This is a genomic window from Rhizobacter sp., from assembly GCA_021153565.1.
Taxonomy (GTDB): Bacteria; Pseudomonadota; Gammaproteobacteria; order Burkholderiales; family Burkholderiaceae_C; genus Albitalea.
On the sequence record JAJKJU010000158.1, the window covers coordinates 1 to 12887 of the forward strand.

Consider the following 12887-nt stretch of genomic DNA (forward strand, 5'->3'; position numbering starts at 1 on the left):
AACGCGCAGGCCAACCAGCTCGCCCATCACCTGATCGCGCTGGGCGTGCAGCCCGACACCCGCGTGGCCATCGCCTTGCCGCGCGGCATCGACATGGTCGTGGCCCTGCTGGCCACGCTCAAGGCCGGCGGCGCCTACGTGCCGCTGGACCCGGACTACCCTACCGAGCGGCTGGCCTTCATGCTCGCCGACAGCGCCCCGCGCGTGCTGGTCACGCGTAGCAGCGTGCGGCCGGCCCTGGGCCCTCTGCCGCAGGACCTGCCCGCGCTCGATCTCGACGCACCGTCCCGGCCATGGGAGAACCAGCCTGAGGGGAATATCGAAGCCGATGCAATCGGCCTGTCCCCTGCCCATCTGGCCTACGTCATCTACACCTCCGGCTCCACCGGCCGCCCCAAGGCGGTGGCGGTGGAACATCGTCAACTCGCCAACTTGGTGGACTGGCACGCTCGCGCCTTCGAACTTCGTGCGGGCGAACGCAGCTCCAGCGTGGCGGGCACCGGTTTCGATGCCGCCACCTGGGAGACCTGGCCGCCCTTGTGCGTGGGTGCCACGCTCGTCCTGCCGCCGGCACACGTCGGCCGGGATACGCAGGCACTGCTCGACTGGTGGCACTGCGAAGCGCTGGACGTGAGCTTCCTGCCCACCCCGCTGGCCGAGCAGGCCCTGGCCCGCACGCTGGGCCACCCGAGGCTGCGAACGCTGCTGACCGGCGGCGACCGCTTGCGCCCGCTGCCGGCCCGTCACCCGAGCTACGCCGTCATCAACAACTACGGTCCCACCGAGGCCACGGTGGTGGCCACCTCCGGGGTCGTGCAGCAGCCGGGCCAGACGCCGCACATCGGCCGCCCGATCGACCACACGCGCATTTACATCCTGGATACGCACGGCGCGCCGGTGCCCATCGGCGTGGCCGGCGAGATCCACATCGCCGGCGTGCAGGTCGCACGCGGCTACCTGAACTGCCCCGAGCTCACCGCCGAGCGCTTCCTGCCCGATCCGTTCGCCGCCGAGCCTGGTGCCCGCATGTACCGCACGGGCGACCTCGGGCGCTGGCGCATCGACCCCCACGGCGACAGTACGATCGAGTTCCTCGGCCGCAACGACCAACAGGTCAAGCTGCGCGGGTTCCGCATCGAGCTGGGCGAGATCGAGGCGCGGCTCCGGGAGCACGCCGGGGTGCGCGAAGCGGTGGTACTCGCCCGCGAGGACCAGCCCGGCCACCCGCGGCTGGTGGCCTATGTCGTGGGCGAACCCGCGCAGCCCGAGACGCTGCCCGAGACACTGCGTGCACACTTGGCCGCGGCGCTGCCCGAGTACATGGTCCCGGCCGTCTACGTGCCGCTCGATGCGCTGCCCTTAACACCCAACGGCAAGCTCGACCGCCGCGCACTGCCGGCACCGAATGAGCGGCACTTCCCGCTGCATCTGTACGAAGCCCCTCGCATGGGCATTGAACGGGCGCTGGCCAAGGTCTGGTCCCAGGTGCTCGGCGTTTCGCGCATTGGCCGTGAGGATCACTTCTTCGAGCTGGGTGGGCACTCGCTGCTGGCCGTGCGGCTGCAGTCCTTGTCAGCACAGCGGGGGTTGCACATGACGCTGCATGACGTCTACGCCTACCCCACGCTCAGAGCTCAAGCGGCCCGCTTGAGCGGCACGGAAGACTCCAGCCAACCGCAAGCACTGGCAGCACGCCGCGACGGCGCGGCAGCACCGCTGTTCGCAGTCCCCACGGGCACGGGCCACATCGCCTATGCCTTCGAGCTGGGCGCGCATATGGACGCCGATGTTCCTGTCTACGCGCTGCCATGGCCGCAGACGATGCCCGCGTCGATGGACGCGCTGGCCGCCTACATGGTCTCGCTGATGCGAGCAAAACAGGCACACGGGCCGTACCGGCTGCTCGGCTACTCCTCGGGCGGCCTGGTGGCCTATGCGATGGCCCAGCTGCTCGCCGAGCTCGACGAGCCGGTGGAGTTCGTTGGCCTGCTCGACTGTCGCAACCCCAAGATGCCGCCGGTGCAGGAGACGCAGGAAGAGCGCGCCAGACATCTGCTTGTCGGCCACCTCCTGGAGCTGGTACAGCAGGACGTGTACAGCGGGCAGGACGACCTTCAGCAAGCCGTCCGGCTGCTCGAAGAGAAATCGCCGATCACCGATTGGGCCGAACTGGTGGCATGGGCCGAGGCTCTCCCCGCGCTGCAGGCACTGGCTCAACAGGGAGAAACCACAATCGCCCAATTCGCGGCCTCATGCCTGCGCATGGCGGACTACGAAAAGCTGTGGCCCACCTATCTGCCCCAGCGCTTGCCCGCACCGTTGAAGCTACACCTGTTCTACGCGACGGAAGAAGCACAGCTGCCGCCCCCTCTGGGATGGGACCGGTTGCTGTCATCCGAGCAAGTCGATGTCGTTCCGGTGGCCGGCACGCACATGTCGATGATGCAGCCACCGCACATCACTGCACTCGGCCGTGCGATATCGCAGGCGTTGTCTGCAACGCAGCGACGGTTCAAGCTGCTACCACACTGATTCGACCCTGGAGCAGTCGAACGAAGGGCAGGCGTCAGCCGAACCGCTTCAAGCCCGGCGGCAAGGCTTCGCCGAACACGCCGCGTTCGCCGGCTTCGTCAAGCGGCGCGACATCGCGTACGCGGGCCGTCCAGCTCGGCGGCGCCTGAACGGCCTTGAGCCTGGCGACGACACAGTCGCGTGCATCGAGCGGCAGATCGCGCGCGCGGTCGCCGCTCAGGCGCACAAGGTTGGCGGCAGCAGCTGCCGCACCTTCGACACGTTTCCAGTCCAGAGCGAGCAGTGTCCGCGCCGCGGCAACTCACCGGCCGGCACCTGCGGGAAGAAGCCGTCGACGACGATACGTTCGACCTCGTCGCGGCCCAGCTCGAGCGAACGTGCGCCGCCGATCAGGCGCGAACCCGCGCCGAGCAGCGTCACCGTCGCGCTGGCCGGCGCGTCGGCCGCCAGTAGCCGTTCCTTGGCAGCACGGCAGCGCTCGACCAGTTGCGACAGTTGGCCGGCCGACAGTCGCGCCGCTGCGCCATCCGTTGCCGCATCCAGCTTGGATTCGGCCAAGTGTGCAAGTGCCAAATCCATATTGTCGCCGCCGCGCATCAGGTGACGGCCAACCGCGAATCGTTCGAGCCGCGGTTCGCCGCCCTGCATTTCGACCCGAACCAGGCTCAGATCGGTGGTGCCACCACCGACATCGCACACCAGTACCAGCCGTGCGTTCGCCAGATCTTTGGCGAGGGTATTGCGATGGCGGAACAGCCAGTCATACAGCGCGGCCTGCGGTTCCTCGAGCAGGTGCAGCTGAGGCAGGCCAGCGTCACGTGCAGCCTCGAGCGTCAGAGCACGAGCCGCATCGTCAAACGAGGCCGACACGGTCAGCACCAGTTCCTGCCGTTCGAGCTGATCCTTCGGGTGGAGGTGGTTCCAGGCCGCGCGCAGATGCACGAGGTAGCTCGCGCTGGCGGCCACCGGGGACACCTTGCGCAGATCGTTCGCCGCCCCCCCCAAGGCAGGATGGGCGCCAAGCGATCGACGGCGGCATGTGACATGCCAGCTCTCGGCGCTCCAACTTGTCAACTTGTTTCGCGCACGTTGCGTCCGCGCTGGTAAATGCAGCTGGGACGATGTATTCAGTCATCGTCTGCAGGCGTCTACTAGTGTCCGCAAACGGCCACAACGCCGTTTACCCCTTTGTTTACCCCTTTGATCCCTAGAGGAAAAAAGGCCTAGCAGGTACTAACCTGCTAGGCCTTGTCTTCTTTGGTCGGGGTGGCGGGATTCGAACTCGCGACCCCTTGCACCCCATGCAAGTGCGCTACCAGGCTGCGCTACACCCCGACGAATTTCGCATTATATGTTGAAAAAAGCCATCTCGTTGATCCGACGCATCAAACGGTGAGCAAGCCTCGTATTGACATCAGCTCTTGGCGCATCTGCATCAACGAAACCTCGGACAGCGGCGACGGCTCAGGTGCTGAATCCGCCGTGACATTCATCACGATCTCTTTGATGCCGTCACCCAATTCAGTGACGTCGACGTCCAGCCCCTCCATCGCCGACGGTTCGATATCGCGATGCAGCGGTGCTTCAGACAGCCGGTTGCGCGCCCCGCTGATGGTGAAGCCCTGTTCGTACAGGAGTTCCCGGATGCGGCGGATGAGAAGTACCTCATGGTGCTGGTAGTAACGCCGGTTACCGCGCCGCTTCATGGGCTTTAGCTGCGTGAACTCCTGTTCCCAGTAGCGCAGCACATACGGCTTCACACCGCACAAATCGCTCACTTCGCCAATTGTGAAGTATCGTTTGGCTGGGATGGCAGGAAGCGCTTTCTCCATTGAAATCAATATGTTCCGGAGAGAAAGCTAAGACTTTACTCGAACTCTTCCCCAGACGGTATGTCGCCCTGCACAACCCCCTTTAGTTTGTGACTGGCGTGAAACGTGACGACGTTGCGCGCCTTGATGGGAATGGCTTCACCGGTTCGCGGATTACGTCCTGGTCGCGGGGCTTTCCGCCGAATGTTGAAGTTGCCGAAGCCTGACATCTTCACGTCATGACCCGACACCAGGGTCTGGTGAATGATGTCGAAGAAGGCCTCGACCATGTCCTTGGACTCTCGCTTGTTGAGCCCCAAGCGTTCAAACAGTAACTCAGCCAACTCGGCTTTGGTCAGAGTCGGTGTCTCAAGACTGGGAAGCATCACGCGAGAGGCGGACTGGTCCTTCTCGGACATTGCCTAGCCCCTCAGCCGCACGCCAAGGCGCTGGCCCAGGCTATCCAGCACTTGGGCCACGGCAGCATCAATGCGCTCATCAGTGAGCGTCACCTCGTCGTCCAGCAGTTCCAGCCGGACAGTCAAGCTTCTTTCGCCGGGACCAATGTCTGAAGACGGCGTCTGTGGCTTGTAGATGTCGTAGAGCGAGGCCGAACGCACTAGAGTCGTGGGCGTCGAGCGGATCGCCGCAATCAGCATGTCGTGGCTCACCGTGTCTTTCGCGACGAGCGACAGGTCCCGCCAGACCGACTGGTGGCGCGGCAGCGGCTTGACTTCGGCAATGTCGCGGGCCAGCAAGGCGGGCAAGTCGAGTTCGAACACGACGGGTGCTGTCGGAAGTTCATACTCCTGGCGCCACCGGGGATGCAACTCCCCGACAAAGCCCACCGACGCACCATCGACTTCGACTCGCGCCGAACGGCCGGGATGCATCGCGGAGTGCGACTCCGAAACGAAAGTCACAGCCTTGGGTGCGAACAGGGCTTCGATGTCTCCTTTGACATCGAAGAAATCGACTTGGCGCTCCTTGATGCCCCACTGGAGCGGATTCGCATTGCCGAAGGCCAAGCCAGCAACGCGAGCCGGTTGGCTAACACCTGCCACACTCAGTTCGCCATCCGTCGATGACTCATCACGCTTGAACACGCGACCGATCTCAAACACGCGCACGCGAGTCGCCTTGCGAGCAAGGTTGTACCGCAGCACGTTGACGAGGCTGCCGATCAGGCTCGATCGCATGACGGACAACGGGCTCGCGATCGGGTTCAGCACCTGGATGGGGGCTTTGTTGCCGGCGAAATCACGCTCCCACTTCTCTTCAACGAAGCTGAAGTTGATGGTCTCGTGATAGTCGAGCGTGGCCACCGAACGCCGCAGAGCATGCTGTCCGCGCTGCGATTCGCTGCGGACCTTGGCCGTCACGGGCGCAAGCGGTGGCGTGTTCGGCAGTTTGTCGTAGCCGATCACGCGAATCACTTCTTCGATCAGGTCCTCTTCGATCTGTAGGTCGAAACGCCAGCTCGGCGGCGTGACTTTCACGACATCCTCGCCTTCGCTGGTTTGGAGACCGAGGCGCTTCATCACACCAACGCAGTCGGTTTGCGTGATCGGCATGCCGATGACCTTGGCCGCACGGGCGACGCGCAGGCTCACCGGCTTGCGCTCGGGCAACGCGACGATCTGGTCGTCCACTGGCCCGGCCTCGCCGCCACAAATGTCGATGATCAATTGCGTGATGCGTTCGATGTGGTCGACCGTCAGTGAAGGGTCCACGCCACGCTCGAAACGGTGACCAGCATCGGTCGAGAAGTTAAAGCGACGTGAGCGGCCGGCGACTGCTTCAGGCCACCAGAAGGCGGCTTCGACATAGACGTTCTTGGTGTCGTCAGTCACTGCCGTCTTATCGCCGCCCATGACGCCCGCGAGCGACTCAACCGCCTGGTCATCGGCAATGACCCCGACCTTTTCGTCGACCTCGATGGTGTTGCCGTTCAGCAGCTTGAGCGTCTCGCCCTTGCGTCCCCAGCGAACGCTCAGTCCGCCGTGGATCTTGTCGAGATCGAAGATGTGCGAGGGCCGGCCAAACTCGAACATTACGTAGTTCGAGATGTCGACGAGTGCCGTCAGCGAGCGCTGGCCGCACCGTGCGAGACGGTCGACCATCCACGCCGGCGTCTGCGCCCTGGTGTTGATGTTCCTCACAATGCGTCCGGAGAAGCGCCCGCACAGATCGGATGCCTCGACCTTCACGCGCAACTTCGCATCGTGCTTGATTTTCACCGCAGGAAACGAGGGCTGCTTCAGCGGCGCGCCGGTCAGCGCCGACACTTCGCGCGCGACGCCGTAGACGCTCAGGCAATGCCCGAGATTGGGTGTGAGCTTCAGCGTGAACAATGTGTCGTCGAGCGAAAGATGCTCGCGGATGTCCTGCCCCACTTTTGCGTCGTCGCCAAGAATGAGCAGTCCCCCCTGGTCTTCCGACAATTTCAGCTCGCGTGCGGAGCACAGCATTCCCTGGCTCTCGACACCGCGCAGCAGGCCGAGCTTGATGTGAAAAGCCTTGCCGTCCTCACCCGGAGGAAGCTCGGCACCAACCAATGCACACGGCACCTTGATGCCCGGCCGCACGTTCGGTGCGCCACACACAATGTTCAGCGTCGTGGCCGTGCCCGTATTCACCTGGCACACGTTCAGGCGGTCGGCATTCGGATGGCGCTCGACCGACAGCACCTCGCCGACCACGACCTTGGTGAAGGGTGGCGCCACCGGGCGCATCTCTTCCACCTCCATACCCGCCATTGTCAGAAGGTCGGCCAGCTGGGCGGTGTTGATTGGCGGGCTGCAGAATTCGCGCAACCACGACTCTGGGAATTGCATCGCTCTTGTTTCCGCTCTGGGGTTATTTGAATTGACTGAGGAAGCGCAAGTCGCCTTCGAAAAACAGCCGAAGATCGTTCACGCCATAACGCAGCATTGCGAGGCGATCCGGGCCCATGCCGAAGGCGAAGCCGATGTAGCGCTCGGGGTCAAGCCCAAAGTTGCGCACGACGTTCGGATGCACTTGGCCCGAACCCGCGACCTCGAGCCACTTGCCCTTGAGCGGACCGTGCCCGAAGGCGATGTCGACCTCGGCCGAAGGCTCGGTGAAGGGAAAAAACGACGGCCTGAAACGCAGATCCAGGTCGTCGGTCTCGAAGAAGTTGCGGAAGAAATCGGTGAAGATGACTTTCAGGTCCTTGAAGCTTACGTTCTCGCCGAGCCACAGTCCCTCGCATTGGTGGAACATGGGGGAGTGCGTAGCGTCGCTGTCCACGCGGTAGGTGCGGCCCGGCGCGATGACGCGAATCTCTGGCATCGGGTTCATGCCTGCGTATTTCTTGGCATGCGCGCGGGCGTAGCGCACCTGCATCGGCGAGGTGTGCGGGCGCAGGTTGAGCCACCGGCCTTCGCCGTCTTTCATGTCGACGTAAAAGGTGTCCTGCATCGACCGTGCCGGGTGGTTCTCGGGGTTGTTGAGCGCCGTGAAACTCATCCAGTCGGTCTCGATCTCGGGACCGTCGGCCACATCGAAACCCATGGAACCGAAGATCTGCTCGATGCGCTCCATCGTGCGCGATACCGGGTGCAATCCGCCGACATCGCGGCTGCGGCCGGGCAGCGTGACGTCGAGCGCCTCGGCCTTCAACTGGGCTTCCAACTCGGCATCGGCAAGCGCCTGACGACGCGCATTCAGCGCTGCCTCGACCTGCTGCTTCGCGGCATTGATCGAGGCGCCGCGCGCCTTCTTCTGTTCGGGCGATAGCGCCCCAAGGGCTTTCAACAGCTCCGTCAGGCGGCCCGCCTTGCCGAGGTAACGCGCCTTCGCGTTCTCCAGATCCGCGGGCGTCACGGCTCCAGCGAAATCGGCATGCGCGTCTTGCACCAATTGATCGAGGTCGTTCATCGATTTCGAAACATAAAAAAAGGCCGAACAAACGTCGGCCTTGAGGAGCTTGCCCGTCGGGCGCTTTCGCTTTCGCGGATCCGCCTTTCGGGGCTTGCCGTGACGCCCGGCACCAAAAGCGCCGGGCATCCACGACATCAAGCGAGCTGGGCCTTCACCTTGTCGACGATGCTGCTGAAAGCAGCGGGGTCATGTACGGCCATGTCAGCGAGAACCTTGCGGTCGATGTCAATCGACGCCTTCTTCAAGCCAGCCATAAACTTGCTGTAGGTAATGCCCAAACCCCGGCTCGCTGCGTTGATACGCGCGATCCAGAGTTGGCGGAAAACACGCTTCTTGGTACGTCGGTCACGATAGGCATATTGCCCGGCACGCATGACTGCTTGCTTGGCAATACGAAACACGTTCTTGCGACGGCCGCGGTATCCCTTGGCGAGAGCGAGAACTTTCTTGTGACGTGCGCGGGCGGTTACACCACGTTTAACGCGAGGCATATTTCTTCTCCTTCCAGGGGGTCAAAGACCGGCGAAAGGCAACATCTGTGCGATGCGGCCCAAGTCGGTCTCATGCACGGTGACAGAGCCACGCAGGTGGCGCTTGTTCTTCGTGGACTTCTTGGTGAGGATGTGGCGCTTGAACGCCTGACCGCGCTTGACGGTGCCACCCGGGCGGACGCGAAAACGCTTCTTCGCGCCGCTCTTGGTCTTCATTTTGGGCATGACTGCTCCTTTTGATTTGCGCTGCAGGCGCCGGCAAAACTCTCGCCGTCTTGTAGGCCTTCAGTCGCTTCTGACAGCGGCGCAGTGACCAAACCGAACCGCTGAATTCTGCTCTTACTGTTTCCGCTTCGGCGCCAGAACCATGATCATCTGGCGGCCTTCCAGCTTGGGCATGTTTTCCACAACCGACACATCGGCCAACTCGTCGCGAATACGTTCCAGGAGTCTCATGCCGATGTCCTGGTGAGTGATTTCGCGGCCTCTGTACCGCAAGGTCACCTTGCCCTTATCGCCGTCTTCTTCAATAAAGCGGCGCAGGTTGCGCATCTTGATCTGGTAGTCGCCCTCGTCGGTGCCCGGACGGAACTTCACTTCCTTGACTTCGATGACTTTTTGCTTGGACTTGGCTTCCGCTGCGCGCTTTTGCTCTTGGTATTTGAACTTGCCGTAATCCATCAGTCGGCACACCGGAGGGTCTGCAGCGGCTGCGATCTCCACCAGATCGACGTCCAGCTCACCTGCCATTCGCAGGGCCTCCTGGATGGAAACGATACCCAGGGACTCGTTCTCGACGCCGTTCAGACGGACTTCCGGTGCCATGATCTCCCGGTTCAGCCGGTGCTTGCGCTCGGCGTTGGGAGTACGGCGGTCAGCAAAAGTAGCGATGGTTCTAACCTTTCAGCGAACTCCAAGGCCTTTGGAATCCAAAAAACGACAACTGCGCGCCCTGGCCTTCAGTGGCGTTGAATCACACCTTTTGGGCGATGTCACTGGCGATCTTCGATTGGAAGTCTGCCAAGGGCATCACTCCGAGGTCTTGATTACCCCGGGCGCGCACCGCAACGGCCCCGTTTGCCTTCTCCTTGTCGCCTACGACCAAGAGAAACGGAACCTTCTGCATGGAATGCTCGCGGATTTTATAGTTAATCTTTTCATTGCGCAAATCAGATTCAACTCTAAGCCCTTGTTTTTGAAGCGATTTCACCACTTCGCGGGCATATTCTGCTTGCGCTTCCGTGATATTGAGCACCACAACCTGCGTCGGAGCCAGCCAAGCGGGCAGTGCACCGGCGTGCTGCTCGATCAGGATGCCGATGAAACGCTCCAGGCTGCCGACGATGGCACGGTGCAGCATGATCGGTCGGTGACGCCCCCCGTCCTCGCCCACGAACTCGGCGTCCAGGCGCTCGGGCATGTTGGGGTCCACCTGGATCGTGCCGCACTGCCACTCACGTCCCAAGGCGTCCTTGAGCGTGTACTCGACCTTGGGACCATAAAAGGCACCCTCGCCCACAGCGATTTCGAACTCGCAGCCTGAGCGGCGCAGGCTTTCCAGGAGCGCATGCTCGGCCCTGTCCCACGACTCGTCCGTGCCAATGCGCGCATCGGGCCGCGTAGCCACCTTGTAGATGATGTTCGTGAAGCCGAAGTCCTTGTAGACCTTCTGCAGCAGCGTCGTGAAGGCTGCGCATTCATTGAGGATCTGGTCCTCCGTGCAGAAGACGTGGCCGTCGTCCTGCGTGAAGCCGCGCACGCGCATGATGCCGTGCAGCCCGCCCGTGGGCTCGTTGCGGTGGCATTGCCCGAATTCGCCGTAGCGCAACGGCAGGTCGCGATAGCTCTTGATCCCCTGCTTGAAGATCAGGATGTGGCCGGGACAGTTCATCGGCTTGAGCGCGTAATCGCGCTTCTCGCTCTCCGTCGTGAACATGTTCTCGCGGTACTTGCCCCAATGGCCCGTCTTCTCCCAAAGCGACTGCTCCAGCAACTGCGGACCCTTGACCTCCTGGTAGCCGTTGTCCCGGTAGATGCTGCGCATGTACTGCTCAACCTGCTGCCACACCGCCCAGCCCTTCGGGTGCCAGAACACCACGCCCGGCGCATGCTCGTCGATATGAAAGAGGTCGAGCTCACGCCCGAGCTTGCGATGGTCGCGCTTCTCGGCCTCTTCGAGCATCGTGAGGTACTGCTGCAGCTCTTCCTTCGTCGCCCAGGCCGTGCCATAGATGCGTTGCAGCATCTCGTTTCGGTGGTCGCCACGCCAGTAGGCGCCGGCGACTTTCATGAGCTTGAAGTGTTTGAGCTTGCCCGTGCTCGGTACGTGGGGCCCGCGACACAGGTCTTCGAACTTGCCTTCGCGATACAACGAGACGTCTTCGTTGGCCGGAATGCTCGCGATGATTTCGGCCTTGTAGGCCTCGCCCAGACCCTTGAAGTACTCGACCGCCTCGTCGCGAGGCAACACACGGCGTTCGACCTTCTCGTCCTTCTTGGCAAGCTCAGTCATCTTCGCTTCGATGACGACGAGGTCTTCTGGCGTGAAGGGGCGCTTGTATGAGAAGTCGTAAAAGAAGCCATTTTCGATGACCGGGCCGATCGTGACTTGAACCTCGGGGAACAACTCCTTCACCGCATAGGCCAGCAAGTGCGCCGTCGAATGGCGGATCACCTCGAGGCCCGCTGGGTCCTTGTCGGTGATGATCGCAAGAGGCGCGTCACGGTCGATCAGAAAACTCGTGTCCACGACCCGCGCCGACGTTCCCTGCCCGATGCGCCCGGCAAGCGCCGCCTTGGCAAGACCGGTGCCGATGGATTGCGCCACTTCGGCGACCGTCACCGGGCCGGGGAATTCGCGTTTGGATCCGTCGGGCAATTGAATCGAGATCATGAAAAACTCCGGAGCAAAAACAAAAAAAGCGCGGGGTGAGCCGCGCTTTGTTCGAGGGGGGGGAAGTAATCTTGGGACGAGCCGCGGTCAGCTACAGCAAGGTGCTGCTGGGGGAAGTTCGCGGTGTCATAACCATGATGCCTTTCTCGCCCTTGTATCGTGAGGAAGGCGGATTGTAGCCCGGATGACTCCGAAGTCGCCCTTCTCGACGCCGATCACCAGCGGTAAAGCTGGTTGTTTTCGATCCGCACGCGGTCGCCGACGCGCAGGTCGCTCAGCGATGCGTAGTCGAAGCTGCGCAGCCCGCCACGTTCTACCTCCACCGTGACTCGGTAGATGTCGCGCACGCCGCGATTGTTCTTCTCGATCTCGTTTCCGATGAGGGCACCCGCGACGACGCCGGCGCCGGTTGCCAAGTCCTTCCTCGCGCCATGATCCACCTGGTGACCCAGCAGGCCTCCGACCACGCCGCCGACGATCGCGCCGCCGCCGCTCGTCTGGCTTTGCGCACGAATGGTCTCGATGTTCTGGACCACACCATATTGCGTGCCGTAGCCGGCTTGGGAATACTGAGGAGCGGGCGCCGCCTGACGCGTGGCGCAACCGGTGGCGAGCGCAGCGAACAAGACTATGCCCGCGAATGCAAAGGACGATTTCATCGGATTCTCCTGAACGCCCCGACAGCGGGGCCTGCCCGGTTAAGGATTTGACCCGAAACAATTTCCCGTTTTGGGGCGCTGGGCGGGCGCGCTGCGGCGTTGCTCCTCACTTGTGTGGCTCGCCACACAAGTGAGGAGCGCCTTGCATCGCATCCCGCCCAGCCCCCCCCAAAACGGGAACTTCCGGGCCAAATCCTAAACGCCCGCGCGCGAACCCCGCCTGACCGCGCTCACGCAACTTTGCAATCGAGCAACACGGTTACATCGGCAACAGGGAGGCATTGGCTCGGTCGCGTCCACCTTGGGTGTCGTGGTAATCGACGGTGCCTCGCGGTGGCTGGACGCCTGGGCGGGCAGCGCTAGCAGCCCGGCGAACGTGGCGCACAAGGCGGCCACGAGGGGCAGCATGCGCCCCAGTAGAACTGGTTGAATCATGGTCTGTCTTCCCTTCGGCTTGTTCCAACACAGTGAGCTGTCGGCACGCCATCTGAGATGGCTGAGAGTATTTCGAACGTGTCCGAGCAGCACGTCAAAAGGCGCCTGATCTAGGCGCAAAGCGCAGCCATAGCTTGGCTATGGCGAGCATTTGCAACGA

11 protein-coding genes, 1 tRNA gene and 1 pseudogene are annotated in these 12887 nt (G+C 62.6%); 1 reads left to right on the forward strand and 12 read right to left on the reverse strand.

Going from position 1 to position 12887, the window contains the following annotated elements; translation table 11 throughout:
* The coding region (locus AC30NL_RS09655; protein WP_489463788.1) for a non-ribosomal peptide synthetase at positions 1 to 2532 on the forward strand (2532 nt) is incomplete at its 5' end.
* Positions 2533 to 2566: 34 nt separating this feature from the next.
* On the opposite strand, the gene AC30NL_RS09660 is transcribed toward AC30NL_RS09655, so the two are convergent.
* From AC30NL_RS09660 to AC30NL_RS09715, 12 genes and pseudogenes are all read right to left on the reverse strand, one after another.
* Positions 2567 to 2815 (reverse strand): hypothetical protein, encoded by a 249-nt coding sequence (locus AC30NL_RS09660; protein ID WP_489463797.1) that lies wholly within the window; start codon positions 2813 to 2815, stop codon positions 2567 to 2569.
* A pseudogene (locus tag AC30NL_RS09665) lies at positions 2806 to 3578 on the reverse strand (Hsp70 family protein); the annotation flags it as partial. The pseudogene AC30NL_RS09665 and the gene AC30NL_RS09660, both read right to left, overlap by 10 nt.
* A gap of 212 nt (positions 3579 to 3790) precedes the next feature.
* A tRNA-Pro gene (locus AC30NL_RS09670) sits at positions 3791 to 3867 on the reverse strand.
* A gap of 50 nt (positions 3868 to 3917) precedes the next feature.
* Complete coding sequence (locus AC30NL_RS09675; protein ID WP_489463789.1) at positions 3918 to 4364, reverse strand: MerR family transcriptional regulator; 447 nt, start codon at positions 4362 to 4364, stop codon at positions 3918 to 3920.
* A gap of 35 nt (positions 4365 to 4399) precedes the next feature.
* Positions 4400 to 4762, reverse strand: a complete 363-nt coding sequence (locus AC30NL_RS09680; RefSeq protein WP_489463790.1) for an integration host factor subunit alpha — start codon at positions 4760 to 4762, stop codon at positions 4400 to 4402.
* 3 nt (positions 4763 to 4765) lie between these two features.
* Entirely contained in the window at positions 4766 to 7180 is a 2415-nt protein-coding gene (gene pheT, locus AC30NL_RS09685; protein WP_489463791.1) for a phenylalanine--tRNA ligase subunit beta, read from the reverse strand.
* A 22-nt stretch (positions 7181 to 7202) separates the two neighbouring features.
* Entirely contained in the window at positions 7203 to 8246 is a 1044-nt protein-coding gene (gene pheS, locus AC30NL_RS09690) for a phenylalanine--tRNA ligase subunit alpha (protein ID WP_489463792.1), read from the reverse strand.
* A 137-nt stretch (positions 8247 to 8383) separates the two neighbouring features.
* Positions 8384 to 8740 (reverse strand): 50S ribosomal protein L20, encoded by a 357-nt coding sequence (gene rplT, locus AC30NL_RS09695; RefSeq protein ID WP_489463793.1) that lies wholly within the window; start codon positions 8738 to 8740, stop codon positions 8384 to 8386.
* Positions 8741 to 8761: 21 nt separating this feature from the next.
* Positions 8762 to 8965, reverse strand: a complete 204-nt coding sequence (gene rpmI, locus AC30NL_RS09700) for a 50S ribosomal protein L35 (RefSeq protein WP_489463794.1) — start codon at positions 8963 to 8965, stop codon at positions 8762 to 8764.
* A 114-nt stretch (positions 8966 to 9079) separates the two neighbouring features.
* A complete protein-coding gene (gene infC, locus AC30NL_RS09705; RefSeq protein WP_489463798.1) occupies positions 9080 to 9631 on the reverse strand; it encodes a translation initiation factor IF-3 in 552 nt (183 codons plus the stop codon).
* An 82-nt stretch (positions 9632 to 9713) separates the two neighbouring features.
* Positions 9714 to 11633, reverse strand: a complete 1920-nt coding sequence (thrS, locus tag AC30NL_RS09710) for a threonine--tRNA ligase (protein ID WP_489463795.1) — start codon at positions 11631 to 11633, stop codon at positions 9714 to 9716.
* A 215-nt stretch (positions 11634 to 11848) separates the two neighbouring features.
* Complete coding sequence (locus tag AC30NL_RS09715) at positions 11849 to 12292, reverse strand: outer membrane lipoprotein (RefSeq protein ID WP_489463796.1); 444 nt, start codon at positions 12290 to 12292, stop codon at positions 11849 to 11851.
* Between the last annotated feature and the right edge of the window lie 595 nt (positions 12293 to 12887).

Coding starts and splice junctions, on each gene's coding strand:
- AC30NL_RS09675 (WP_489463789.1), bottom strand. CDS start 4,364: ATGGAGAAAGCGCTTCCTGCCATCCCAGCCAAACGATACTTCACAATT.
- AC30NL_RS09680 (WP_489463790.1), bottom strand. CDS start 4,762: ATGTCCGAGAAGGACCAGTCCGCCTCTCGCGTGATGCTTCCCAGTCTT.
- pheT (WP_489463791.1), bottom strand. CDS start 7,180: ATGCAATTCCCAGAGTCGTGGTTGCGCGAATTCTGCAGCCCGCCAATC.
- pheS (WP_489463792.1), bottom strand. CDS start 8,246: ATGAACGACCTCGATCAATTGGTGCAAGACGCGCATGCCGATTTCGCT.
- rplT (WP_489463793.1), bottom strand. CDS start 8,740: ATGCCTCGCGTTAAACGTGGTGTAACCGCCCGCGCACGTCACAAGAAA.
- rpmI (WP_489463794.1), bottom strand. CDS start 8,965: ATGCCCAAAATGAAGACCAAGAGCGGCGCGAAGAAGCGTTTTCGCGTC.
- thrS (WP_489463795.1), bottom strand. CDS start 11,633: ATGATCTCGATTCAATTGCCCGACGGATCCAAACGCGAATTCCCCGGC.
- AC30NL_RS09715 (WP_489463796.1), bottom strand. CDS start 12,292: ATGAAATCGTCCTTTGCATTCGCGGGCATAGTCTTGTTCGCTGCGCTC.